Raw genomic sequence first — 22,261 nt, forward strand, 5'->3', positions numbered from 1 at the left:
GCTATCATTGCACCATGGCCCGCCCAAGCTTCACCACCGACCAGGCTTTGCTGCTCGACAACCAGCTGTGTTTTGCGCTGTACTCCGCCTCGCTGGCCATGACCAAGCTGTACAAGCCGTTGCTGGAATCGCTGAGCCTGACCTACCCGCAGTATCTGGTGATGCTGGTGCTGTGGGAGGGTGACCTCCAGGACCACGGCAAGGGCCCGGGCCCCATGGTTTCCAGCCTGGGCGAGCGGCTCAGCCTCGATTCGGGCACGCTGACACCGCTGCTCAAGCGGCTGGAGGCCGCCGGCCTGGTGAGCCGGGTGCGGGCGCCGGAAGACCAGCGCCGCGTCCATGTGCAGCTCACCAGCGCTGGCCGCAAGCTCCGGGCCCGCGCCGCCAAGGTGCCCAGCTGCGTGGCCCAGGCCACCGAATGCACGCTGCCCGAGCTGCTGGCCCTGACCGCCGAATTGCACCAGCTGCGCCAGCGGCTGTCGCCCTGACCCCCTTTCAGCCCCCGCTTCGGCAACGAAGCATTCACCCACCCCCAGGAGAGAACCATGACCAAACCCGAAAAAATTGTTTACACCGCCCACGCCCACGCCACCGGTGGCCGCGAAGGCCAGATCAAGTCGGACGACGGCCATCTGGACCTGAAACTCGTGTTGCCCAAGGAAATGGGCGGCATGGGTGGCGGCGTCAACCCCGAGCAGATGTTTGCCGCCGGCTACGCCGCCTGCTTTCTGGGCGCGATGAAGTTCGTCGCCGGCAAGGAAAAAATCAACCTGCCGGCCGACACCCTGGTCAATGGCGCGGTGGGCATCGGCCCCATCCCCACCGGCTTCAACATCAAGGTCGACCTGTCGGTGCACATCCCCGGCATGGACCACGCCGCCGCCGAGGCGCTGGTGGAAAAGGCCCATGTGGTCTGCCCCTACTCCAACGCCACCCGCGGCAACATCGACGTGGGCCTGACGGTGGTCTGAGCCCACCTGACACTGGCGTCCGCCCACCAGCGGCCAGCCCTTCGCGGGGCGGGCCGCTTTTTTCTGCGCGGGGGCCAAACCCGGCTGCGCTTGGGGCATCATCGGCGCATGAAACTGGCCCTGCTGTCCGACATCCACGCCAACCCCTGGGCGCTGGACGCCTGTCTGGCCCACGCCCGCCAACAGGGCGCCGAGCGCATCGCGGTGCTGGGCGACTCGGTGGGCTACGGCCCCGAACCCGGCGCGGTGGTGGACCGCCTGCAGGCGCTGGCCGCCGACGGCGCGGTGCTGCTGCAGGGCAACCACGACCTGGCCGCCAGCCAGCCCCCGGTGCTGGCCAGCAAAGCCGAGCCGCCCACCCACGAAAGCCTGAGCACCGCCTGGACCCGCCAGCGGCTGTCGCCCGCCCAGCGCGCCTTTCTGGCCGGCCTGCCGCTGCTGGCCAGCGAAGCGCCCTGGCTGCTGGTGCACGCCAGCGCCGACCAGCCCGAGCGCTGGACCTATGTGACCGACGAGCGCAGCGCCCAGGCCAGCCTGCAGGCCGCGAGCGCCTGGCCCGGCGTTCAGCATGTGTTTGGTGGCCATGTGCACCACCAGCGCTTGTTTTACCGTGGCGCCCGCCAGGGCCTGATGCGCTTCGATCCCACCCCCGGCGTGGCCATTCCGGTGCCGCTGCACCGCAGCTGGCTGGCCACCGTGGGCTCGGTGGGCCAGCCGCGCGACGGTGACCCGCGGGCCATGTACGCGCTGTTCGACACCACCGCGCTGCAGCTGTGGTTTCACCGCGTGCCCTACGACCACCTGGCCGCCGCCGAGGCCGTGCGGCTGAGCGGTCTGCCGCTGGCCTTTGCCAGCCGGCTGGAGACCGGGCAATGAAGCTGCTGGCGCCAGGCACCGAGGTCGACGGCTTTGTGGTGGGCGACTGCCTGCACGCCGGCGGCATGGCCCACATTTACGCCGTGACCTACCGGAATGGCGCGGCCGACCCGGGCTTTCCAATGGTGATGAAGGTGCCGCGCATGACAGCCGGCGACGGCGCCGAAAACATCATCGGCTTCGAGGTGGAGCTGCAAATCCTGCGCGCGGTCAGTGGCCCGCATGTGCCGCGTTTTGTGGCAGCCGGTGACTTGTCGCGCCTGCCTTGGTTGGTGATGGAGCATGTGCCCGGCCAGACGGTGCAGCACTGGCTGGACCAGGGCGAGCCGCTGTATGCCGACACCCTGGTGCAGTTGGGCGTGGCCATGGCCCGCGCCACCCACAGCCTGCACCGGCAGGACGCGGTGCACCTGGACCTGAAACCCGGCAACGTGATGATCAAGCCCGACGGCAGCGCGGTGCTGCTGGACTTTGGCCTGTCGTGGCACGCCCATTACCCGGACCTGCTGGCCGAGGAGCTGCGCAAGGCCGTGGGCTCGCCGCCGTGGATTGCGCCCGAACAGGTGGTGGGCGTGCGCGGCGACCCGCGCAGCGACATCTTTGCCATTGGCGTCATCCTGTACCAGCTGGCCACCGGACGGCTGCCCTTTGGCGACCCGCAAACCCCCAGCGGCCTGCGCCAGCGCCTGTGGGCCGACCCGCGGCCGCCGCGCCAAAGCCGGCCCGGCCTGCCTGAATGGCTGCAGGAAATCATCCTGCGCTGCCTGGAACCCGAGGCCGCCAAACGCTACCCCTCGGCCAGCCAGCTGGCACTGGACCTCAGCCACCCCGACCAGGTGGCCATCACCGAACGGGGCCGCCGGCTGCACGGCACCAGCTTCCGCACCCATGTGAAACGCTGGCTGCGCGCCGCCGGCCTTCACTACCAGCCAAGCCCGCTGCCCACCCGCCACCTGGAAGCCTCGCCCATCGTGATGGTGGCCGTGCCCCACCGCGACGTGACCGACGCCACGCTGTACTCGCTGCGCCAGTCGGTGGGCCGGGTGCTGGGCCTGCAGCCCGGCGCGCGGCTGGCCTGCGTGACGGTGATCTCGCCCGGCTCGACCAGCAGCACCATCGACGCCCGAAGCGAAACCCAGGTGCACCGCCAGCACCTGGCCCTGCTGCGCCAATGGGCCCAGCCGCTGGGGCTGGAGGCGCATTCGCTGTCCTGCCATGTGATCGAGGCCACCGACGTGGCCCATGCCCTGTTGCGCTACGCCGAGGGCAACGCCGTCAGCATCCTGGTGATGGGGGCGGCCACCCATGGCCTGCACCTGCAGCGCCTGCTGGCCACCGTGCCCATCAAGGTGGCCATGGCCGCGCCCTGCACCGTGGTGCTGGTCAAATCCGCGCTGCCCTTCGAACAACTAGAGACGCTGCTGCCGCCGCCCAAACCCGATGCTTCACCCTTTTGAATCGCTGACACCCGACCAGGTGCTGGACGCCCTGGCCAGTGTGGGCCTGTACGGCGACGGCCGCCTGATGGCGCTCAGCTCCTACGAGAACCGGGTCTACCTGGCCCACCTGGAAGACGGCGAGGCGGTGGTGGCCAAGTTCTACCGCCCCGGCCGCTGGAGCGAGGCGCAGATTCTGGAAGAACACGGCTTTGCCGCCGAGCTGATGGCCGCCGAGGTGCCGGCCGTGGGGCCGCTGGTGCTGAACGGCGCCACGCTGCACCAGTTCGGCGACTTTGCCTTCAGCGTCAGCCCGCGCCGCGGCGGCCGGCCGCCCGAGCTGGACGACGACGAGGTGCTGGAATGGATTGGCCGCTTTCTGGCCCGCATCCACAGCGTGGGCAGCGAACGCCCCTTTGTGCACCGCCCGGCGCTGGATTTGCAAAGTTTTGGCCAGGAGCCACGCGACTGGCTGCTGGGCCACGAGATGGTGCCGCTGGACGTGCAGTCGGCCTGGGCCGCCCGCTGCACAGAAGCGCTGGACCTGATTGCCCAGTCAGCCCTGGGCCGCACCGAGGCCCAGGACGAGCCGCTGGCCCGGCTGCGCCTGCATGGCGACTGCCACCCCGGCAACATTCTGTGGACACCCACCGACCGCCCCGGCGGCGGCCCGCATTTTGTGGATCTGGACGACGCCCGCACCGGCCCGGCGGTGCAAGACCTGTGGATGCTGCTCAGCGGCGACCGCCGGCAGCAGCAGCGCCAGCTGGGCGCCCTGGTGGACGGCTACGAGCAGTTCCGCGCGTTCGACCGCCGCGAGCTGGCCCTGATCGAGCCGCTGCGCACCTTGAGGCTGATTCACTACAGCGCCTGGCTGGCCCGGCGCTGGGACGACCCCATCTTCCCGATCAACTTCCCGTTTTTCGGCAGCAGCGACTACTGGCAGGGCCAGGTGCAGATGCTGGAAGAGCAGATCGAGGCCATGCAGGGCGAACCGCTGGTGGTGTGAGGCCCAACGCCGGGACGGCTGGCGTGGTGTAAACCGAAAGCATGACAAGAATTCCGGCGCGGCCGTGAATTAAGTCATTGGTTCACACTTCAGTTGTCTTTGGGATGACAAAACTGAACCGATAGCCCTTTTACCGTACAGGCCAGTGCTTGATTCACGGTGAACTGGAGACGATTCATGTTGGCAAACCAAATTTTCAAGGCCCTGGGCCTGGTGGGCGCGCTGTCACTCAGCGCCTGTGGCGGCGGTGACGGCAGCGCCACCGGCAGCGAGAAACTCAGCCTGAATGGCCGCGTCAGTGCGGCCGGGGCCTCCGCGGAGGGCAGCACCTCGCTGCCGGTGCCCGAGGTGGCTTCCAGCGGCGACATGGGCCGCACCGACACCCCCATCACGCAGGACCGCGACGGCACCATCTACCGCCAGACCATTGACGTGGGCGGCGAAACCCATGTGTTCCAGGTCTTTGAGCCCACCCGGCTGCAGGTGGGCAAAACCTACCCGCTGGTGCTCAACGGCCATGGCTGGAGCGGCATGCGCAACGTGGCCGCGCCACCCGGCAGCATCACCGCCCAGTTTCGCGACGCCGGTTACTACGTGATCTCGTTCGACCAGCGCGGCTTTGGCGAATCGGGCGGCAAGGTGCGAGCCATGGACCCGGAGTACGACGGCAAAAGCCTGATCGCCATCCTCGACTGGGCAGAAAAGCTGCCCGGCCTGCGCCGCAAAACCGACGGCAAGATGGTGCTGGGCAGCTACGGCGGCTCCTACGGCGGCATGTTCCAGTTTTTGCTGGCCGGCGCCGACCCCCAGCAGCGGCTGCGCGTGATCGCGCCCGACATCGCGCCACACGACCTGGCCTATTCGCTGAACCAGAACAACGTGCCCAAGTCCACCTACCTGACCGGCCTGCTGGCACTGGCCGAGGCCCCGCCCAGCCTGAACCCGCTGGGCAACTCACCGTCCACCCCGTTCGACCCCAAGCTGGCGGTGCAGACCCTGCTCGACCGGGCCTCGCGTGGCGAGCCCACCCGGGCCGACCCCACCCTCATCCAGGCCATGGGCCTGTCTTCGCTGAGCGGCAGCATGACCGAGACCGATGTGAACTTCATGAAGTACCACAGCGTGTCTTATTTCTGCGACGGCCTGCCGGCCAAGCAGCAGGTGTTCACGCTGCCCGGCGCCGTGCCCGACGCCTTTCCGGCGCTGGTGGCACCTAAGGCCTTCCCCAAGATCGACGCGCTCATCACCATCGGCATGAGCGACACCTTGTTCAACTTCAACAACGGCTACAACAACCACCAGTGCCTGAAGCGCGGCGGCGGCGACGTGCGCCTGCTGACCCACCAGGGCGGCCACATCCTGCCGGTGAGCGTGGCCACCGTGCCCGGCTCGGAAGGGCTGGACCCGCTGTACGCCGCCATCAACCCGCCGGAATTTCAGGGCCCGGGCGGCGCCAACGCCTGCGGCGGCATCAACGTGCAAGACGCGGTGTTCTCGTGGATGGAAGAAAAGCTGCAGGGCAAAACCAACGCCACCCAAGGCGTGGTGAAAACCGGCAAAGACTTCTGCATGAGCATTGCCGACGGCGACGCCATTCAGTTGCGCACCATTAAGCGCGGTGGCACCAGCTTCAAGGTCAGCCAGGCCACGCCGCAGTTCAGTGGGCCGGTGGGTGTGGCCGGCTCGCTGCTGGGTGGCGCGGCCCGCGAAATGCTGCTGTCGGTTCAGCCGCTGTTCACCGCCAGCCAGGACAACACCCTCGTGGCCGGCATCCCCACCATGAACATCGACCTGTCAGGCTTTGTGCCGGCACTGCAAATGACGAACTGCCCCAGCCCGCAGCTGGGCGGCTGTGACCCGCGCTTCTTCATCGGCATTGGCAGGCTGTCGGCCGGCGCATCGCACTGGACCCTGGTGGACGCCAACCTGACCCCGGTGCGCGGCTTTGGCAAACACGCGGTGGACCTGGCCGGCCTCAGCGCCCGCCTGAAAAAAGGCGACCAACTGGGCCTGCTGATCTACGCCTTCCATGCGCAATACGCCACCGTGTTCTCCACCGACCTGTTTGCGCCGGCCGCCTTCTTCAACGGCTCGGTTCAGCTGCCCATCCTGGGCAAGAACGACGTCGTTCGAGAAGGCATCTGACGCGGCGCGGCGGCAGGCTCAGGCCTCGCTGCTGGCCACGCTGCCGGCGCCCTTGCCGGCGGCGTCTTGCGCTTCCACAAAGGCGCGCCGAAACGCCAGCGGCTCGGCAATGCCTGCGATGGGCGCGTGCGAGGTGCCGGTGCCGGCAATCACCAGGGTGCCGTAGTCCAGCATGCGGCCCAGCAGCGACTGGTTGACCTGCAGGCTCTCCACCTTGCTGATGTTGATTTCCATGGTGCTGCGGCGAATGAAGCCGTGCTTGACGATCAGCCGCCGCGTGGTGACGGCCAGCTCGGTGGACTTGATGCGCACATAGGCCACGCCCCAGAACACCAGCCCCAGGCCGAAGGCTGGCAACAGAACCAGCCCCAGCACCAGCAAATGCCACACCGACCACAGGCTGGTGCGGCCCAGATGAACCACCCGTTCGCCGGGCACCAGAACTTCATCGACATAGCTGGACATGGTGTGTGTTTCGTTGGGGTGGGTGAGGGAGCCGCCTCACAGACGAGATGGCTGGGCCCAGAAAACCACCATCATCGCCGAAGATGCGCCCCCCGGTCTGCCGCCTGGCCAGACCCGCCACCCGGGTGAGCCCGGGGGTGACCAGGTCGGTGACGCGGCTTAGACTGACCGCTCATTTCAACACCCAGAGGAGAGACTTCATGCACCGTGGAACAAGCCCATTGGCCGGCCTCGCGCTGGCCCTGCTGGCCTTGGGCGGCACCGCCTCGGCCAGTGCCCAGAACCTGGCGCCCCAGACCCAGAAGAACGTGTCCATGCGCATGGCGCAGGCCATCATCGACGGCGTGATCGAGCAATGCAGCAAGGACGGCTACCGCGTCTCGGTGGTGATTGTGGACAACGCGGGCCAGCTGCACTCGGCGCTGCGTGGCGACGGCACCTCGCCGCACACTGTGGAGTTTGCACGCCGCAAGGCCTATACCGCCCGCACCCGCAACCAGACCTCGCTGGAGTTCATGAAACTCACCGACGACCCTGCCAACGCCTACCTGCGCCAGATTCCAGACACGGTGGCAGTGGGCGGCGGAGTGCCCATCCGGTCGGGCGGTGTGGCCATCGGCGCGGTGGGCGTGTCGGGCGCGCCTGGCGGCGAGAAGGACGAGGTCTGCGCCAACGCCGGCATCGCCAAGGTGGCCGACGCCTTGAAGTAAGCCCAAGCCCCCGGCCGGTGGTCGGGGGTCGGGGGCCAGCCACTGGCTACCCTGGTGCAGATCGACGACTTTGGAGCGCAGCGTATTTCGGCTTCCATCGGCTGGCTTTAGCCGCCGGGCCTTGAGCTTCCCCACCTGGCCGAAAGCGGCTTGTCATCCTCCGACTCACCGCCCCGACTCCTGCTCCCTCTGCCGCTTCTCATTCGGGTCATAAATCACCGTCCCGGTGCCCACGCCCGCCCCCACCCGCACGCCGCTGTTGCCCACTTCGGTGCTCGTGCCCACGCCCACACCGCCGGTCACCTGGCCGTTCTGGTTAACACCCACGCCCACACCCACCGGGCCGGAGCCGGCCGTCACGCCCACCGTGGGGCCGCCGCTGCCCACACCGATGCCGATGGACACGCCGGGCGCCACCGGCACGCTGATGCCCACACCGGCACCCACCGAGCCGCAGCCACTCAAGGTGGCGGCAGCGGCGGCAATGAAAACAAGCGGCCAAAAAGCAAAAGGGGTGCGCATGGCACCCACTTTACGCCGGCTGGAGGCCGGTGTCACACCAGCAGCGCGTTGACCCGTTTCACATAGGCGGCGGGGTCTTCGGGCAGGCCACCTTCGGCCAGCAGGGCCTGGTCAAACAGGATGTGGGCCAGGTCGTTGAAGTTGACGTTGTTGTCGAGCTTTTTCACCAGCGCGTGCTCGGCGTTCACCTCCAGCGTGGGCTTGACCTCGGGCGCCTTCTGGCCGGCCTGCTTGAGCATGCGGGCGAGCTGGATGCTCATGCCGCCGTCTTGCACCACCAGGCAGGCGGGCGAGTCCACCAGGCGGCTGGTGACGCGCACGTCCTGGGCCTTGTCTTTCAGCGCCTCTTTCAGCTTGGCCAGCACCGGCTTGAAGGCCTCGGCGGCGTCTTCGGCGGCTTTCTTTTCGCCCTCGTCCAGCAGGTCGCCAAGGTCCACCGCGCCCTTGGCCACGCTCTTGAGCGGCGTGCCGTCAAAGTCGTGCAGGTAGTTCAGCGCCCACTCGTCCACGCGGTCGGTCATCAGCAGCACCTCGATGCCCTTTTTCTTGAAGACTTCGAGCTGCGGGCTGTTCTTGGCGGCAGCCAGGGTGTCGGCGGTGATGAAGTAAATGGCCTGCTGGCCTTCTTTCATGCGGGCCTTGTAGTCGGCCAGCGACACGCTGACGGTGTCGCTCTGGGTGGAGGCGTAGCGCAGCAGCTTGGCCAGGCGCTCGCGATTGGCAAAGTCTTCGGCCAGGCCTTCTTTCAGCACCGCGCCAAACTCGGCATAGAACTTGGCGTACTGGCCGGCCTTGGCCTTGTCTTCGTCGCTGGCCACATCGGTCACGCCATCGGCGCCTTCGGTGGGCAGGCGGTCGTGCTTGGCCAGATCTTCCAACATGCTCAGCACGCGCTTGGTGCAGCCTTCGCGGATGGCTTTCACGTCGCGGCTTTCCTGCAGCAGCTCGCGGCTCACGTTGAGCGGCAGGTCGGCCGAGTCCACCACGCCCTGCACAAAGCGCAGGTAGGCGGGCATCAAGGCCTCGGCGTCGTCCATGATGAAGACGCGCTTCACGTACAGCTTGACGCCGGCCACCTTCTCGCGCTGGTACAAATCGGCCGGGGCCTTGGACGGGATGTACAGCAGCTGGGTGTATTCGGTGCTGCCTTCCACGCGGTTGTGGCTCCAGGCCAGCGGGTTCTCGTGGTCCATGGCCAGCTGTTTGTAAAACGACTGGTACTGCTCGTCGCTGATGTCTTTTTTGGCCCGGGTCCACAGCGCGCTGCCCTGGTTGATGGGCTCCCATTCGCCGGTGGCCACCATCTGGCCGGGCTGGCCTTCCTCGCCGGCTTCCCAGCGCTCTTGCGGCATCAAAATGGGCAGGGAAATGTGGTCGGAGTATTTGCTGACAATGCCCTTGAGCGTCCAGGCGTCCAGGTAATCCGACGCGTCGTCGCGCAGGTGCAGGATGACGCTGGTGCCACGGGCGGCGCGCTCGATCTGCTCGACCTCGAAGTCGCCGGTGCCGGTGCTGGTCCAGCGCACGCCGTCGCTGTGCGGCAGGCCGGCGCGGCGCGACTCCACGGTGATTTTGTCGGCCACGATGAAGCCGGAATAAAAACCCACGCCAAACTGGCCAATCAGCTGCGCGTCGGCCTTTTGCTCGCCGCTGAGTTTGCCCATGAACTCGCGGGTGCCGCTCTTGGCAATGGTGCCCAGGTTGTCGATGGCTTCCTGCTGCGACAGGCCAATGCCGTTGTCGGTGATGGTCAGCGTGCGGGCGGCTTTGTCGATGGTGACGCGCACGTCCAGCGTGGGCGCATCCTCGTACAGCACGGCGTTGTTCAGCGCCTCAAAACGCAGCTTGTCGCAGGCGTCGGACGCGTTGGACACCAGCTCACGGACAAAGATTTCCCGGTTGGAGTACAGCGAGTGGGTGACAAGGTGCAGCAGCTGGGCCACTTCGGCCTGGAAGGAAAGGGTTTGCTTGCTCATGGTGGCGTGGTTTTTCTGAATGAAGCGGAATGGCACCCCGCGGACGCGGGCAGAGGCGGAATTATGGGCGCTGCGGCCGGTTTCAAGGGCGCACCGACTTAAGCACGCTGCCGCACAGAAGACGGCGCCGGACGCAGCCACAGTCAAGGGCCCATTCTGAAAGCCGCCCATGACCCTTTTGCGCACCCTAACCGTGGCCGCCTGCGCCGCCGCCATGGGCAGCTCGGCGCTGGGCGCCGGCAACTTTCTGGTGCTGCCGTCCCACCCGCCCCGCGGGGTGGCGGCTGATGGCACGGCGCCCCCTGCGCCGGGCGGCTTGTCGCCCGCCGCCGCCCAGGCCGCCGGGGCCAGTTTGGCCGATGGCGTGAGCACGCTGGGCGCGCTGGCCGCCGGCGCGGTGGAAACCAACCCGCTGGTGCCCAGCTCGCCGCTGGGCATTGTGTTGCTGACGGCCGGCAAGATGGGCCTGGCCCAGTGGGCCGATGGCCTGCCCGAGGCCGAGCGGGCCGAGACCCTGAGTTCCATGAGCGCGGTGTTTGGCGGTGCGGCCGCCAACAACCTGCTGGTGATGGCGGCGGCGGCCACGCCGGTGGCGCTGATGGCGGGCCTGGTGACCGGCCTCTATCTGTGGCAGGACTCGCGGCGCAAATTGCAGGCCGAGGCCGATGCCCAGCGCCAGCGCTACCTGGCCCAGGCGGCCGAGCACCAACGCGTCACGCTGCTGGCCTACCACGCCGCCCGGGCGCCGGCGCCCTTGGCCACCACCACCCGGCCGGTGACCGAGGTGGCGCTGCTGGCCACGCCGCTCAGGCCGCTGGCCTGGGCGGCGCCCTGAGCGCTCAGAAGCGTTCGTGGGGCCCCAGGTAGCGCCACTGACCGGCCGGCAAGTGGCCCAGCGTGACCTGGCCGATGCGGATGCGTTTGAGGCCCACCACCTTCAGGCCCACCTGCTCGCACATGCGGCGGATTTGCCGCTTCTTGCCCTCGGTGAGCACAAAGCGCAGCTGCTCGGGGTTTTGCCAGTCCACCCGGGCCGGCTTCAGCGGCTGGCCGTCCAGGCTCAGGCCGTGGCGCAGCCGGGCTAGGCGCTCGGGCGGAAACACTGCCTGCACGTCGGTGGTCACTGGCACCAGGCCGTTGCCGGTGTCGTAACTCACCCGCACCAGGTATTCTTTTTCCATGCCGGAGTCTTCGCCGATCAGCTGGCGGGCCACCCGGCCGTCTTGCGTGAAGACCAGCAGGCCCACCGAGTCGATGTCTAGCCGGCCGGCCGGCGCCAGGCCGCGCAGCTGTGGCGGCGAAAAGCGCTGGCTGCTGGGGTCTTCGCGCCAGTGGCTGCGCGGGTGAATCAGCGTCACCGCCGGCTCATGGCCGTCTTCGGCCTGGCCGCTCACATAGCCCATGGGCTTGTGCAGCAGGATGGTGACGCGGTTGTCTTGCTGGCCCCGGGCTTTGGGGTCGACCTCGATGCGGTCTTGCGGCGACACCTGCATGCCCATGGCGGCCACCTGGCCGTTCACGCGCACCCAGCCCAGCGCGATCCAGTCGTCGGCCTCGCGGCGCGAGCACAGGCCCAGCTCGGCCATGCGCTTGTTCAACCGCGACGTGGCGCCGGGGGCCGAGGCGGGGATGCGGCGGGGCGGGGAAAGGGGACGGGGCTCGGTCATGCTGGGACGATTGTCGTCGGGTTGGGCTCAGTAGCTGGGGCGGCGGGTGACGGGCTCGGCCACGCCGTTGCGCAGGGCGTTGAGGTCCAGCACCCGCAGGCCGCCGTACTCCACCCGGATGCTGCCGCGTGCCTCCAACGCCGCCAGCGCCTCGTTGACGCGCTGGCGCGACAGGCCCACCAGGTAGGCCAGCTCCTGCTGGGTGATGCGCAGCACCTGGCCCACGCTGGGGTAGAGCACCGGGTTGAACAGCGCCGCCAGGTTGCGCGCCACCCGCACCTCGGGGCTGTTCATGCGGTCGATCTCGCGGGCCACGATGAACTGGGCCAGCCGCTCGTTGAGCTGGTTCATCACGAAGCGGTTGAGGGCGATGGAGTGGTCCAGCAGCCAGTGGAAATCGTCCAGCGGCAGGCCGGCCACCACGCTGCGCCGCAGCGGCTGGATGTTGTAGCGGTAACACTCGCGCTTGAGCAGCGTGCCCTCGCCAAACCAGCCGCCGGCGGGGATGCCGGCAAAGGTCATGGACTGGCCTTCGTTGTTGTCGGTGCTCATCTTCAGCAGGCCTTCGAGCACCCCAAACCAGTAGTTGCCCGGCCGGCCCACCCGGCACAGCAGGTCGGCGGTGGAGGCCTCGCCCACCCGCAGGTGGGCCACGGCGCGGGCCCGCTCCACCGGGGTGAGCAAGGGGATCCACGGAATGCCCGCCAACTCGGTCTCGGTAGGGGGGCGGCTGCGCTGGTAAAGAGGGAGACGATCACTCATGGCCAAAGTCAACAAAATTTGTGGGGGCGAGGGAAAGCCCTCCTAGGGGTCACCCTAGGATTGTCGGCGAAACGACAAAATAACGTCAAACACTTGCTTACCATCCGGGCCACAGTGTCACACCCATGTTGACGCACTTTTACCCATGAACCGAGGAAGCGGGATGCAAGCCACGTTCCCCCAATTGTTGTTGAAACACGCCGCAGAGCGCCCTGACGCGCCGGCGATGCGCGAAAAAGAGTATGGCATCTGGCAAACGCTGAGCTGGCGTGACATGGTCACGCTGGTCGAGCAAATCGCCGGTGGCCTGCACCTGGCCGGGCTGCAGCGCGGTGAGCACATGGTGCTGATTGCCTCCAACCGGCCCCGGCTGTACGCCACCATGCTGGCCGCCCAGTCGCTGGGCGCCATTCCGGTGCCGCTGTACCAGGACGCCGCCGGTCCGGAATGTGTGTTCCCCATCAACAACACCGGCACCCGGTTTGCGATGGTCGAAGACCAGGAGCAGGTCGACAAGCTGCTGGAGATCCGCGAGCCCTGCCCGGCGGTGAGCCACATCTATTACGACGACCCGCGTGGCCTGCGCAGCTACAACGAGCCAGGCCTGGCGTCGCTGGACTCGCTGATCGAGACCGGCAAGACCTTTGTGGCCCGAAACCCGGGCTTTTTCAAGGCCGAGATTGCCAAGGCCACCGCGTCCGACGTGGCGGCCATGTTCTACACCTCGGGCACCACCGGCAACCCCAAGGGCGTGGTGCACACCCACTACACGCTGGGCAACCGGGCGGCCGCGGCCGCCGAGTTTGACCGCCTGGGTCCGACCGAAGACGTGCTGGCCTATTTGCCGCCGGCCTGGATCGGCCAGAACATCTTCTCCTACGCCCAGTGGCTGAGCTGCGGCTACGTGGTGAACTGCCCCGAGTCGGCCGCCACCGTGACCATCGACCTGAAGGAAGTGGGCCCGACCTACTACTTCGCGCCGCCCCGGGTGTTTGAAGGCCTGCTGACCAGCGTGACCATTCGCATGGAAGACGCCGGTACCGTGAAGCGCAAGATGTTCGAGTACTTCATGGGCATCGCAAAAAAGGTGGGCCCGGCCCGCATGGACGGCCTGCCGGTGAGCGCTGTCGACCGCCTGCTGTACGCGGTGGGCGACCTGTTGGTCTACGGCCCGCTGCGCAACAACCTGGGCCTGAGCCGGGTCAAGGTGGCCTACACCGCCGGCGAGGCCATCGGCCCCGACCTGTTCACCTTCTACCGCTCCATCGGCATCAACATGAAGCAGTTGTACGGCTCGACCGAAACCGCGGTGTTCGTCTGCGTGCAGCCCGACAACCAGGCCCGCGCCGACACCGTGGGTGTGCCGCTGAAGGGCGTGGAGATCAAGGTGGTGGACGGCGAGCTGATGGTCAAGTCGCCCGGCCTGCTGAAGGAGTACTACAAGAACCCGGCCGCCACCGCCGAGGTGCTGACGGCCGACGGCTGGTACCACACCGGCGACGCCGGCTTCCTGGACAACGAAGGCCATCTGAAGATCATTGACCGGGCCAAGGACGTCGGCCGCATCATGGGCGGCGAGCACGACGGCGCGATGTTTGCGCCCAAGTACGTGGAGAACAAACTCAAGTTCTTCCCGCAGATCAAGGAAGTCGTGGCCCTGGGCGACAAGCGCGAAAAAGTCTGCGTGATGATCAACATCGACTTCGACGCGGTGGCCAACTGGGCCGAGCGCCGCAACCTGCCCTATGCCGGCTACGCCGACCTGGCGCAAAAACCCGAGGTCTACAGCCTGATCAAGGAATGCGTGGAACAGGTCAATGCCGACCTGAGCCGCGACGCCCTGCTGGCCGGCAGCCAGGTCAGCCGCTTTCTGGTGCTCCACAAGGAGTTGGACGCCGACGACGGCGAGCTGACCCGCACCAACAAGGTCCGGCGCGGCTTCATCGCCGACAAATACCAGCCGCTGGTGGACGCGCTGTACGGCGGCAAGTCCGAGCAGTTCATCGAGACCCAGGTCAAGTTCGAAGACGGTCGCACCGGCAGCATCAGCGCCACGCTGAAGATCTTCGACACCAAGACTTTCACTCCGGTCAAAACGGCCGCCTGAGACTGACGCATATGAGCAAGAAAATCGGCGACGTCATCCTCGACGTCAGCAACATCAGCCTGCGCTTCGGCGGCGTCAAGGCGCTGACCGACATCTCCTTCAACGTGAAGGAGCACGAGATCCGCGCCATCATCGGCCCCAACGGGGCCGGCAAGAGCTCGATGCTGAACTGCATCAACGGGGTGTATTCACCGCAGGAGGGCAAGATCTCCTTCCGCGGCCAGACCTTCAAGCACATGAGCAGCCGCCAGGTGGCCGAGATGGGCATTGCCCGGACCTTCCAGAACCTGGCGCTGTTCAAGGGCATGAGCGTGCTCGACAACATCATGACCGGCCGCAACCTGCGCATCAAAAGCAATTTGCTGATGCAGGCGCTGCGCATCGGCCCGGCCGAGCGCGAAGAAATGCAGCACCGCGCGGTGGTGGAAAAGATCATCGATTTCCTGGAAATCCAGGCCTTCCGCAAGACCCCGGTGGGCCAGCTGCCCTACGGCCTGCAGAAGCGGGTGGACCTGGCGCGCGCGCTGGCGCTGGAACCCAAGGTGCTGCTGCTTGACGAGCCCATGGCCGGCATGAACGTCGAGGAGAAGCAGGACATGTGCCGCTTCATCCTCGACGTGAACGACGAGTTCGGCACCACCATCGTGCTGATCGAGCACGACATGGGCGTGGTGATGGACATCTCCGACCGCGTGGTGGTGCTGGATTACGGCAAGAAGATCGGCGACGGCACGCCCGACGAAGTCCGCAACAACCCCGAAGTCATCAGCGCCTACCTCGGCACCAGTCATTGAGCACCACCATGGCATTCTTCCTCGAAACCCTTTTCAGCGGCCTGATGGTCGGCATGCTTTATTCGCTGGTGGCGCTGGGCTTTGTGCTCATCTTCAAGGCCTCCGGCGTGTTCAATTTCGCGCAGGGCGCGATGGTGCTGTTTGCCGCCCTGGCCATGGCCCGCTTCTCGGAATGGATTCCGAAGTGGACCGGCATCGACAGCCTGATTTTTGCCAACGTGGCGGCCTTCATCATTTCCGCGTTGATCATGTTTGCACTGGCCTGGCTGGTGGAGCGGCTGGTGCTGCGCCATCTGGTGAACCAGGAAGGCGCGACGCTGCTGATGGCCACGCTGGGCATCACCTACTTCCTCGAAGGCTTTGGCCAGACCCTGTTCGGCAGCCAGATTTACCAGATCAACGTGGGCATGCCCAAAGAGCCGCTGATCGCCTTTGAATCGATTTTCCCGGGCGGCATTTTGCTGAGCAAGGAAGACATGGTGGCGGCCGCCATCGCCGTGGTGCTGGTGACGCTGCTGTCGGTGTTCTTCCAGAAAACCACCACCGGCCGGGCACTGCGCGCGGTGGCCGACGACCACCAGGCCGCCCAATCGATCGGCATTCCGCTGAACCGCATCTGGGTCATCGTCTGGTGCGTGGCCGGCATGGTGGCGCTGGTGGCCGGCATCATCTGGGGCTCCAAGCTGTCGGTGCAGTTTTCGCTGACGACCATCGCGCTGCGTGCGCTGCCAGTGCTCATTTTGGGCGGCCTGACCTCGGTGCCCGGCGCCATCGTCGGCGGCCTGATCATCGGCGTGGGCGAGAAGCTGTCCGAGGTTTACCTCGGCCCCTATGTGGGTGGCGGCATCGAGATCTGGTTTGCCTATGTGCTGGCGCTGGTGTTCCTGCTGTTCCGTCCGCAAGGCCTGTTCGGCGAGAAGATCATCGACCGGGTCTGACCACACCCTTCAGACCCTGACAGCCCCACCGATTCCGTTCGAGACCACACCATGATTTACCGCGAAAACGGCCAGTTCAAAACGAGCTACAAAGCCGACCAGCAAATCTTTCCGATCGCCCAGGACCGCTGGGCCGTGCTGGCCATCATTGCCTTTGCCGCCATCGGCGTGCCCCTGCTGGCCGACGAGTACATGCTGCGCGCCATCCTGATCCCCTTTGTGATCCTGTCGCTGGCGGCGCTGGGCGTGAACATCCTGGTCGGCTACTGCGGCCAGATTTCCATCGGTTCCGGCGCCTTCATGGCGGTGGGGGCCTACGCGGCCTACAACTTCATGGTCCGCATCGAGGGCATGCCGCTGATTCCAGCGCTGCTGCTGGGCGGTCTGGCCTCCACCGCGATGGGCATGCTGTTCGGCATTCCCAGCCTGCGCGTGAAAGGCCTGTACCTGGCGATCGCCACGCTGGCCGCGCAATTCTTCTGCGACTGGCTGTTCCTGCGGGTCAAGTGGTTCACCAACGACTCGTCGTCGGGCACGGCCTCGGTGGCCGACCTGCAGGTGCTGGGCTGGGCCATCGACTCCCCGCTGAACAAATACCTGTTCTGCCTGGCCTTCCTGGTGGTGTTTGCGCTGCTGTCAAAGAACCTGGTGCGAAGCGCCATCGGCCGCGAGTGGATGGCCATCCGTGACATGGACGTGGCGGCCGCGGTGATCGGCATCCGCCCGATGTACGCCAAGCTGTCGGCCTTCGCGGTGAGCTCTTTCATCGTCGGCACGGCCGGCGCGCTGTGGGCCTTTGTGCACCTGGGCTCCTGGGAGCCGGCGGCCTTCTCGGTGGACCGCTCCTTCCAGCTGCTGTTCATGGTGATCATTGGCGGCATGGGCTCCATCATGGGCAGCTTCTTCGGCGCCGCCTTCATCGTGGTGCTGCCGATTTTCCTGAACCAGTTCCTGCCCTGGATGGGCAATGTGCTGGGCGTGCACATCGACACGGCCACCGTGTCGCACGTTGAGTTCATGGTGTTCGGCGCCTTGATCGTGTGGTTCTTGATCGTCGAGCCGCATGGTCTGGCCAAGCTGTGGAGCATTGGCAAACAGAAGCTGCGCCTGTGGCCATTCCCCCACTGAGCCCAGTGGATTCAGCTGTTGCACGCGTTGGACCCATCGGTATTACCTAGTCGCAATCACTGATGACTTTTTGATGGTTTGCAGTTTTACTCAAGCGCGTTTTTCATTTTTTCAAGGAGAGTTCCCATGAAGCTACGAAACCTGATTCTGGCCATCACCGTCGCGGCGGCAGGCGCCTCGTCGGTGCTGGTCACGACGAATGCCCTGGCCCAGTCCAATGAACAGTTCTTCCCGGTGCTGGCCTACCGCACTGGCGCCTACGCGGCCAACGGCATTCCCTTCGCCAACGGCTATGTGGATTACCTCAAGCTGGCCCAGTCCAAGAACCTGCTGAACGGTGTGAAGGTCTCGTACGAAGAGTGCGAAACCGGCTACGCCACCGACCGCGGTGTGGAATGCTACGAGCGCCTGAAGGGCAAGAACGGTGGCGCCACCACCTTCCAGCCGCTGTCGACCGGCATCACCTTCGCGCTGACCGAGAAGGCCCCCGCAGACAAGATTCCGCTGATCACCGCCGGCTATGGCCGCAGCGAGTCGGCCGACGGCGGCGTGTTCAAGTGGAACTTCCCGCTGACTGGCACCTACTGGGTGGCGGCCGACGTGCTGGTGCAGCACATCGCCAAGAAAGAAGGCGGCGCGGACAAGCTCAAGGGCAAGAAGATCGCCCTGGTGTACCACGACAGCCCCTATGGCAAGGAACCCATTCCGCTGCTGCAGGAACTCTCGCGTGCCTACGGCTACGAGCTGAGCCTGCTGCCTGTGACCCACCCCGGCGTGGAGCAAAAGGCCACCTGGCTGCAAGTGCGTCAGAGCAAGCCCGACTACGTGTTCCTGTGGGGCTGGGGTGTGATGAACTCCACCGCCATCAAGGAAGCGCAAGCCACTGGCTTCCCGCGCGAAAAGATGTACGGCGTGTGGTGGGCCGGTGCCGAGCCCGATGTGCGTGACGTGGGCGATGCCTCCAAGGGCTACAACGCGCTGGCCCTGCAACACGGCCCCGCTTACGAAGCCAAGGTGGTGAAAGACATCCTGGCCGAAGTCCATGGCAAGGGCCAGGGCACGGGTCCGAAGGAAGAAGTCGGCCAGGTGCTGTACATGCGCGGCGTGTTCGCGGCCTACCTGGCGGTGGAAGGCGTGCGCCGTGCGCAAGAGCGTTATGGCAAGGGCAAGCGCATGAGCGGTGAGCAGGTGCGTTGGGGCCTGGAGAACCTGGCCCTCGACCAGAAGAAGCTCGACGGTGCCGGTTTCGCTGGCGTGCTGCGCCCCATCTCCACCTCGTGCAAGGACCACATGGGCGCGGCCTGGGCCCGCGTGCAGACCTGGGACGGCAAGAACTGGAACTTCACCTCCGACTGGTACCAAGCGGACGAGACCGTGATCAACCCCATGGTCAAGGCCGCAGCCGACAAGTACGCTGCCGAGAAGAAGATCACCCGTCGCCCCGCGTCGGATTGCCAGTCCTGATCTGACCCCCACGGCCCGCAAGGGCCAGGCTGGCTCCCCACGGAGCCAGCAATCGACGGGCTTGCCGGTGCAGGCCCGTCGATTGCTCACACTACCACCATGACACAGCAAAACATCGTTCTCAACGTCAATGGCATCGAGGTCATTTACAACCACGTGATCCTCGTGCTCAAGGGGGTCTCCCTGTCGGTGCCCGAAGGCGGCATCGTGGCCATCCTGGGCGGCAACGGCGCGGGCAAGACCACCACGCTGCGGGCCATCTCCAACCTGCTCAAGGGCGAGCGTGGCGAGGTCACCAAGGGCTCGATCGAACTGCGTGGCGAGCGCATCGAAAACCTGTCGCCGGCCGATCTGGTGCAGCGCGGTGTGGTTCAGGTGATGGAAGGCCGGCATTGCTTCGCCCACCTGACCATCGAAGAGAACCTGCTGACCGGTTCCTACACCCGCAAGGACAAGGGCGAGATCGCCGCCAACCTCGACAAGGTCTACACCTACTTCCCCCGCCTGAAGACCCGCAAGGGCTCGCAGGCCGCCTACACCTCCGGCGGTGAGCAGCAGATGTGCGCCATCGGCCGCGCCATCATGGCCAACCCCAGCATGGTGCTGCTGGACGAGCCCTCGATGGGCCTGGCGCCGCAGATCGTGGAAGAGGTGTTCGAGATCGTCAAAGACCTCAACGCCAAGGAAGGCGTCACCTTCCTGCTGGCCGAGCAAAACACCAACATGGCGCTGCGTTACGCCGACTACGGCTACATCATGGAGAGCGGCCGGGTGGTGATGGACGGTGCGGCCAAGGACCTGGCCAGCAACGAAGACGTCAAGGAGTTCTACCTCGGCATGGGCGGCGGCGAACGCAAGTCGTTCAAGGACGTCAAGAGCTACAAGCGCCGCAAGCGCTGGCTGGCGTGAAGGGGATCCACAGCATGAACGATTTCTTCGACCCCCTCGAAACCCGCGACCCGCAGGACCGCGAAGCCTCGCTGTTGCACGCGCTGCGCGGCCATGTGGCTTTTGCCAAGGAAAACTCGGTCGCTTTCGGCAAGCTGTTTGCCGATGTTGACCCTGCCTCCGTGACCAGCCGCGAGGCCTTGGCCAAGCTGCCGGTGACGCGCAAGCACGAGCTGCTGGAACAGCAAAAAGCCCAGCGCGGCAGCGACAACTTTGGCGGTTTTGCCACCGTGACCTATGGCGCCGGCATGCCGCGCATTTTTGCCAGCCCCGGCACGCTGTACGAACCCGAAGGCCACCGCGAAGACTACTGGCGTGTGGCCCGGGCGATGTTTGCCGCGGGTTTCCGCCCCGGCGAGCTGGTGCACAACTGCTTCAGCTACCACTTTGTGCCGGCTGGCTCGATGATGGAAACCGGCGCCCACTACCTGGGCTGCACCGTGTTCCCGGGCGGCACCGGCCAGACCGAGCAGCAGGTGCAGGTGATGGCCGACCTCAAGCCTGCGGGCTATGCCGGCACGCCCAGCTTTCTGAAGATCATTCTGGAAAAAGCCGCAGAGATGGGTGTGGCCCTGCCCAGCCTGAAAAAGGCCCTGGTGTCCGGCGAGGCCTGCCCGCCCAGCCTGCGTGACTGGTTTGCCCAGCACGGGGTGGACGTGTACCAGTGCTACGCCACCGCCGACTTGGGCCTGATCGCCTACGAAACCCCGGCCCGCGAAGGCCTGGTGCTGGACGAGCGGGTGCTGGTGGAAATTGTGCGCCCCGGCACCGGTGACCCGGTGCCCGAAGGCGAGGTGGGCGAGCTGGTGGTGACCACCTTCAGCCGCGACTACCCGCTGATCCGCTTCGGCACCGGCGACCTGTCGGCGGTGCTGCCGGGCGAATGCCCGACCGGCCGCACCAACACCCGCATCAAGGGCTGGATGGGCCGGGCCGACCAGACCACCAAGATCCGTGGCATGTTTGTGCACCCCGGCCAGGTGGCCGACATCGCCAAGCGCTTCCCCGAGGTGGTCAAGGCCCGCCTGGTGGTGACCGGCGAGATGGCCAACGACAGCATGACGCTGAAGGTGGAAGCGCCGGACGGCGCCCACGACCTGCCCACCCGTTTGAGCGACGCCATCCGCGACGTCACCAAGCTGCGCGGCACGGTGGAGCTGGTCAGCCCCGGCAGCCTGCCCAACGACGGCAAGGTCATCGAAGACGCCCGCAGCTACAAATGAGGCCATGGCCCCAGCGGCGCTGGGGCCATCCTTAGGTAGTTGCCGCGTTGTGACGGTCGGCAGACCGTCTTAGCATGTCGTTTTGTTGACGACTGGAGCGATCCCATGAAATCCTTTGTGACCGTGCTGGCCCTGGGTGTGGCCGCCTTTGCGGCGCAGGCCGCTGACTTCCCGGCCAAGGACAAGGTCATCACCATCGTGGTGCCCTTCAGCGCCGGCGGGCCCACCGACCGGGTGGCCCGCGACCTGGCCGAGGCCTTGCGCAAGCCGCTGGGCGGCATCAGCATCGTGGTGGACAACGCGGCTGGCGCCGGCGGCTCCATCGGCGCCAACAAGGTGGCCAAGGCCAGCCCCGATGGCTACACCGTGCTGCTGCACCACATCGGCATGTCGACCATGCCGACGCTGGTGCGCAACATCCCGTTCAAGGTGGAGAGCGACTTCGAGTACCTGGGCATGGTCAATGACGTGCCCATGACGCTGATCGCCCGGCCGTCGCTGCCGGCCAGCAACTTCAAGGAACTGACCGCCTGGATGACGCAGAACAAGGGCAAGGTCAACCTGGGCAATGCCGGCATCGGCTCGGCCTCGCACCTGTGTGGCTTGCTGTTCCAGTCGGCCACGCAGAACGAGATGACCACCGTGCCCTACAAAGGCACGGCGCCGGCAATGACCGACCTGATTGGCGGCCAGATCGACCTGATGTGTGACCAGACCACCAACACCAGCACCCAGATCGAGGCCAAGAAGGTCAAGGCCTTTGCCGTCACCACCACCAAGCGGCTGAGCACCCCGGCGCTGAAAGACATCCCGACCATGGACGAGTCGGGCCTGAAGAACTTCCAGGTCACCATCTGGCACGGCCTTTACGCACCCAAGGGCACGCCGGCCGATGTGACGGCCAAGCTCAACGAGGCCTTGAAGGTGGCCTTGAAAGACCCGGAGTTCATCAAGAAGCAGGAAGGCCTGGGCGCGGTGGTGGTGACCGACAAGCGCATGGAGTCGGCTGAGCACAAGAAATTTGTGGCGGCCGAGATCGCCAAGTGGAGCCCCATCATCAAGGCCGCCGGCGTCTACGCCGACTGAGCGTTTCCCTCCGGGCCGGCCCGGCCCCGACAGC

General features: G+C 66.2%; 21 protein-coding genes. 16 read left to right on the forward strand and 5 right to left on the reverse strand.

All coding sequences use genetic code 11. The features are described from left to right. The first annotated feature begins 14 nt into the window (after nucleotides 1–14). The 6 genes from AC4BAR_RS14395 to AC4BAR_RS14420 all read left to right on the forward strand — a co-directional run bounded on the left by AC4BAR_RS14395 (nucleotide 15) and on the right by AC4BAR_RS14420 (nucleotide 6,437). On the forward strand, nucleotides 15–488 hold the full coding sequence (locus AC4BAR_RS14395; RefSeq protein WP_490628576.1) for a MarR family winged helix-turn-helix transcriptional regulator: 474 nt from the start codon (nucleotides 15–17) through the stop codon (nucleotides 486–488). Nucleotides 489–545: 57 nt separating this feature from the next. After that, complete coding sequence (locus tag AC4BAR_RS14400) at nucleotides 546–971, forward strand: organic hydroperoxide resistance protein (RefSeq protein ID WP_490628577.1); 426 nt, start codon at nucleotides 546–548, stop codon at nucleotides 969–971. A 108-nt stretch (nucleotides 972–1,079) separates the two neighbouring features. Continuing rightward, a complete protein-coding gene (locus AC4BAR_RS14405) occupies nucleotides 1,080–1,847 on the forward strand; it encodes a metallophosphoesterase family protein (RefSeq protein ID WP_490628578.1) in 768 nt (255 codons plus the stop codon). Then, nucleotides 1,844–3,304, forward strand: coding sequence for a serine/threonine protein kinase (locus tag AC4BAR_RS14410; protein WP_490628579.1), 1,461 nt, complete (start codon nucleotides 1,844–1,846; stop codon nucleotides 3,302–3,304). Before AC4BAR_RS14405 ends, AC4BAR_RS14410 begins: the two co-directional genes overlap by 4 nt. Continuing rightward, complete coding sequence (locus tag AC4BAR_RS14415; RefSeq protein WP_490628580.1) at nucleotides 3,288–4,292, forward strand: serine/threonine protein kinase; 1,005 nt, start codon at nucleotides 3,288–3,290, stop codon at nucleotides 4,290–4,292. Before AC4BAR_RS14410 ends, AC4BAR_RS14415 begins: the two co-directional genes overlap by 17 nt. 177 nt (nucleotides 4,293–4,469) lie before the next feature. Continuing rightward, nucleotides 4,470–6,437, forward strand: coding sequence for an alpha/beta fold hydrolase (locus tag AC4BAR_RS14420; protein ID WP_490628581.1), 1,968 nt, complete (start codon nucleotides 4,470–4,472; stop codon nucleotides 6,435–6,437). An 18-nt stretch (nucleotides 6,438–6,455) separates the two neighbouring features. Here AC4BAR_RS14420 and AC4BAR_RS14425 read toward each other — a convergent pair whose 3' ends face one another. Beyond that, nucleotides 6,456–6,902 carry a PH domain-containing protein gene (locus AC4BAR_RS14425; RefSeq protein WP_490628582.1) on the reverse strand — a complete coding sequence of 149 codons (447 nt, stop codon included), beginning with the start codon at nucleotides 6,900–6,902 and terminating at the stop codon, nucleotides 6,456–6,458. A 200-nt stretch (nucleotides 6,903–7,102) separates the two neighbouring features. Between AC4BAR_RS14425 and AC4BAR_RS14430 the strand changes: the two genes are divergently transcribed. After that, on the forward strand, nucleotides 7,103–7,612 hold the full coding sequence (locus AC4BAR_RS14430; RefSeq protein ID WP_490628583.1) for a GlcG/HbpS family heme-binding protein: 510 nt from the start codon (nucleotides 7,103–7,105) through the stop codon (nucleotides 7,610–7,612). A gap of 165 nt (nucleotides 7,613–7,777) precedes the next feature. On the opposite strand, the gene AC4BAR_RS14435 is transcribed toward AC4BAR_RS14430, so the two are convergent. Then, nucleotides 7,778–8,134 (reverse strand): hypothetical protein, encoded by a 357-nt coding sequence (locus AC4BAR_RS14435; RefSeq protein WP_490628584.1) that lies wholly within the window; start codon nucleotides 8,132–8,134, stop codon nucleotides 7,778–7,780. A gap of 32 nt (nucleotides 8,135–8,166) precedes the next feature. Next, complete coding sequence (gene htpG / locus AC4BAR_RS14440; RefSeq protein ID WP_490628585.1) at nucleotides 8,167–10,110, reverse strand: molecular chaperone HtpG; 1,944 nt, start codon at nucleotides 10,108–10,110, stop codon at nucleotides 8,167–8,169. Nucleotides 10,111–10,279: 169 nt separating this feature from the next. On the opposite strand from htpG, the gene AC4BAR_RS14445 reads away from it, so the two are divergent. Beyond that, nucleotides 10,280–10,945 (forward strand): hypothetical protein, encoded by a 666-nt coding sequence (locus tag AC4BAR_RS14445; RefSeq protein WP_490628586.1) that lies wholly within the window; start codon nucleotides 10,280–10,282, stop codon nucleotides 10,943–10,945. 4 nt (nucleotides 10,946–10,949) lie between these two features. Here AC4BAR_RS14445 and AC4BAR_RS14450 read toward each other — a convergent pair whose 3' ends face one another. Together AC4BAR_RS14450 and AC4BAR_RS14455 are read right to left on the reverse strand one after the other, a co-directional pair. Continuing rightward, a complete protein-coding gene (locus AC4BAR_RS14450; protein ID WP_490628587.1) occupies nucleotides 10,950–11,777 on the reverse strand; it encodes a pseudouridine synthase in 828 nt (275 codons plus the stop codon). A gap of 27 nt (nucleotides 11,778–11,804) precedes the next feature. Continuing rightward, the gene (locus AC4BAR_RS14455) at nucleotides 11,805–12,539 is read right to left on the reverse strand and encodes a Crp/Fnr family transcriptional regulator (RefSeq protein ID WP_490628588.1); all 735 of its coding nucleotides are present in this window, start codon (nucleotides 12,537–12,539) and stop codon (nucleotides 11,805–11,807) included. A 163-nt stretch (nucleotides 12,540–12,702) separates the two neighbouring features. Between AC4BAR_RS14455 and AC4BAR_RS14460 the strand changes: the two genes are divergently transcribed. The 8 genes from AC4BAR_RS14460 to AC4BAR_RS14495 all read left to right on the forward strand — a co-directional run bounded on the left by AC4BAR_RS14460 (nucleotide 12,703) and on the right by AC4BAR_RS14495 (nucleotide 22,227). Continuing rightward, a complete protein-coding gene (locus tag AC4BAR_RS14460) occupies nucleotides 12,703–14,646 on the forward strand; it encodes an AMP-dependent synthetase/ligase (protein WP_490628589.1) in 1,944 nt (647 codons plus the stop codon). Nucleotides 14,647–14,657: 11 nt separating this feature from the next. Then, nucleotides 14,658–15,440: an ABC transporter ATP-binding protein gene (locus AC4BAR_RS14465; RefSeq protein WP_490628590.1), complete on the forward strand. Its 783-nt coding sequence runs from the start codon at nucleotides 14,658–14,660 to the stop codon at nucleotides 15,438–15,440. 8 nt (nucleotides 15,441–15,448) lie between these two features. Beyond that, entirely contained in the window at nucleotides 15,449–16,378 is a 930-nt protein-coding gene (locus AC4BAR_RS14470) for a branched-chain amino acid ABC transporter permease (protein ID WP_490628591.1), read from the forward strand. 51 nt (nucleotides 16,379–16,429) lie between these two features. Continuing rightward, on the forward strand, nucleotides 16,430–17,506 hold the full coding sequence (locus AC4BAR_RS14475; protein ID WP_490628592.1) for a branched-chain amino acid ABC transporter permease: 1,077 nt from the start codon (nucleotides 16,430–16,432) through the stop codon (nucleotides 17,504–17,506). Between the two features lie 126 nt (nucleotides 17,507–17,632). Then, entirely contained in the window at nucleotides 17,633–18,970 is a 1,338-nt protein-coding gene (locus tag AC4BAR_RS14480) for an ABC transporter substrate-binding protein (protein ID WP_490628593.1), read from the forward strand. 99 nt (nucleotides 18,971–19,069) lie between these two features. Further along, the gene (locus tag AC4BAR_RS14485) at nucleotides 19,070–19,879 is read left to right on the forward strand and encodes an ABC transporter ATP-binding protein (RefSeq protein ID WP_490628594.1); all 810 of its coding nucleotides are present in this window, start codon (nucleotides 19,070–19,072) and stop codon (nucleotides 19,877–19,879) included. A 14-nt stretch (nucleotides 19,880–19,893) separates the two neighbouring features. Then, on the forward strand, nucleotides 19,894–21,141 hold the full coding sequence (locus AC4BAR_RS14490) for a phenylacetate--CoA ligase family protein (protein ID WP_490628595.1): 1,248 nt from the start codon (nucleotides 19,894–19,896) through the stop codon (nucleotides 21,139–21,141). Nucleotides 21,142–21,246: 105 nt separating this feature from the next. Then, the gene (locus AC4BAR_RS14495; RefSeq protein WP_490628596.1) at nucleotides 21,247–22,227 is read left to right on the forward strand and encodes a tripartite tricarboxylate transporter substrate-binding protein; all 981 of its coding nucleotides are present in this window, start codon (nucleotides 21,247–21,249) and stop codon (nucleotides 22,225–22,227) included. Nucleotides 22,228–22,261: the final 34 nt, after the last annotated feature.

This window comes from Rhodoferax sp. SPJ4 (assembly GCF_058216275.1).

What these genes read in the sequence shown, in the direction of transcription:
- AC4BAR_RS14485 (WP_490628594.1), top strand. Translation starts at nt 19,070, where the DNA reads ATGACACAGCAAAACATCGTTCTCAACGTCAATGGCATCGAGGTCATT.
- AC4BAR_RS14480 (WP_490628593.1), top strand. Translation starts at nt 17,633, where the DNA reads ATGAAGCTACGAAACCTGATTCTGGCCATCACCGTCGCGGCGGCAGGC.
- AC4BAR_RS14425 (WP_490628582.1), bottom strand. Translation starts at nt 6,902, where the DNA reads ATGTCCAGCTATGTCGATGAAGTTCTGGTGCCCGGCGAACGGGTGGTT.
- AC4BAR_RS14435 (WP_490628584.1), bottom strand. Translation starts at nt 8,134, where the DNA reads ATGCGCACCCCTTTTGCTTTTTGGCCGCTTGTTTTCATTGCCGCCGCT.
- AC4BAR_RS14460 (WP_490628589.1), top strand. Translation starts at nt 12,703, where the DNA reads ATGCAAGCCACGTTCCCCCAATTGTTGTTGAAACACGCCGCAGAGCGC.
- AC4BAR_RS14470 (WP_490628591.1), top strand. Translation starts at nt 15,449, where the DNA reads ATGGCATTCTTCCTCGAAACCCTTTTCAGCGGCCTGATGGTCGGCATG.
- AC4BAR_RS14490 (WP_490628595.1), top strand. Translation starts at nt 19,894, where the DNA reads ATGAACGATTTCTTCGACCCCCTCGAAACCCGCGACCCGCAGGACCGC.
- AC4BAR_RS14475 (WP_490628592.1), top strand. Translation starts at nt 16,430, where the DNA reads ATGATTTACCGCGAAAACGGCCAGTTCAAAACGAGCTACAAAGCCGAC.
- AC4BAR_RS14405 (WP_490628578.1), top strand. Translation starts at nt 1,080, where the DNA reads ATGAAACTGGCCCTGCTGTCCGACATCCACGCCAACCCCTGGGCGCTG.
- AC4BAR_RS14415 (WP_490628580.1), top strand. Translation starts at nt 3,288, where the DNA reads ATGCTTCACCCTTTTGAATCGCTGACACCCGACCAGGTGCTGGACGCC.
- AC4BAR_RS14395 (WP_490628576.1), top strand. Translation starts at nt 15, where the DNA reads ATGGCCCGCCCAAGCTTCACCACCGACCAGGCTTTGCTGCTCGACAAC.
- AC4BAR_RS14495 (WP_490628596.1), top strand. Translation starts at nt 21,247, where the DNA reads ATGAAATCCTTTGTGACCGTGCTGGCCCTGGGTGTGGCCGCCTTTGCG.
- AC4BAR_RS14465 (WP_490628590.1), top strand. Translation starts at nt 14,658, where the DNA reads ATGAGCAAGAAAATCGGCGACGTCATCCTCGACGTCAGCAACATCAGC.
- AC4BAR_RS14420 (WP_490628581.1), top strand. Translation starts at nt 4,470, where the DNA reads ATGTTGGCAAACCAAATTTTCAAGGCCCTGGGCCTGGTGGGCGCGCTG.
- AC4BAR_RS14400 (WP_490628577.1), top strand. Translation starts at nt 546, where the DNA reads ATGACCAAACCCGAAAAAATTGTTTACACCGCCCACGCCCACGCCACC.
- htpG (WP_490628585.1), bottom strand. Translation starts at nt 10,110, where the DNA reads ATGAGCAAGCAAACCCTTTCCTTCCAGGCCGAAGTGGCCCAGCTGCTG.
- AC4BAR_RS14450 (WP_490628587.1), bottom strand. Translation starts at nt 11,777, where the DNA reads ATGACCGAGCCCCGTCCCCTTTCCCCGCCCCGCCGCATCCCCGCCTCG.
- AC4BAR_RS14410 (WP_490628579.1), top strand. Translation starts at nt 1,844, where the DNA reads ATGAAGCTGCTGGCGCCAGGCACCGAGGTCGACGGCTTTGTGGTGGGC.
- AC4BAR_RS14445 (WP_490628586.1), top strand. Translation starts at nt 10,280, where the DNA reads ATGACCCTTTTGCGCACCCTAACCGTGGCCGCCTGCGCCGCCGCCATG.
- AC4BAR_RS14430 (WP_490628583.1), top strand. Translation starts at nt 7,103, where the DNA reads ATGCACCGTGGAACAAGCCCATTGGCCGGCCTCGCGCTGGCCCTGCTG.
- AC4BAR_RS14455 (WP_490628588.1), bottom strand. Translation starts at nt 12,539, where the DNA reads ATGAGTGATCGTCTCCCTCTTTACCAGCGCAGCCGCCCCCCTACCGAG.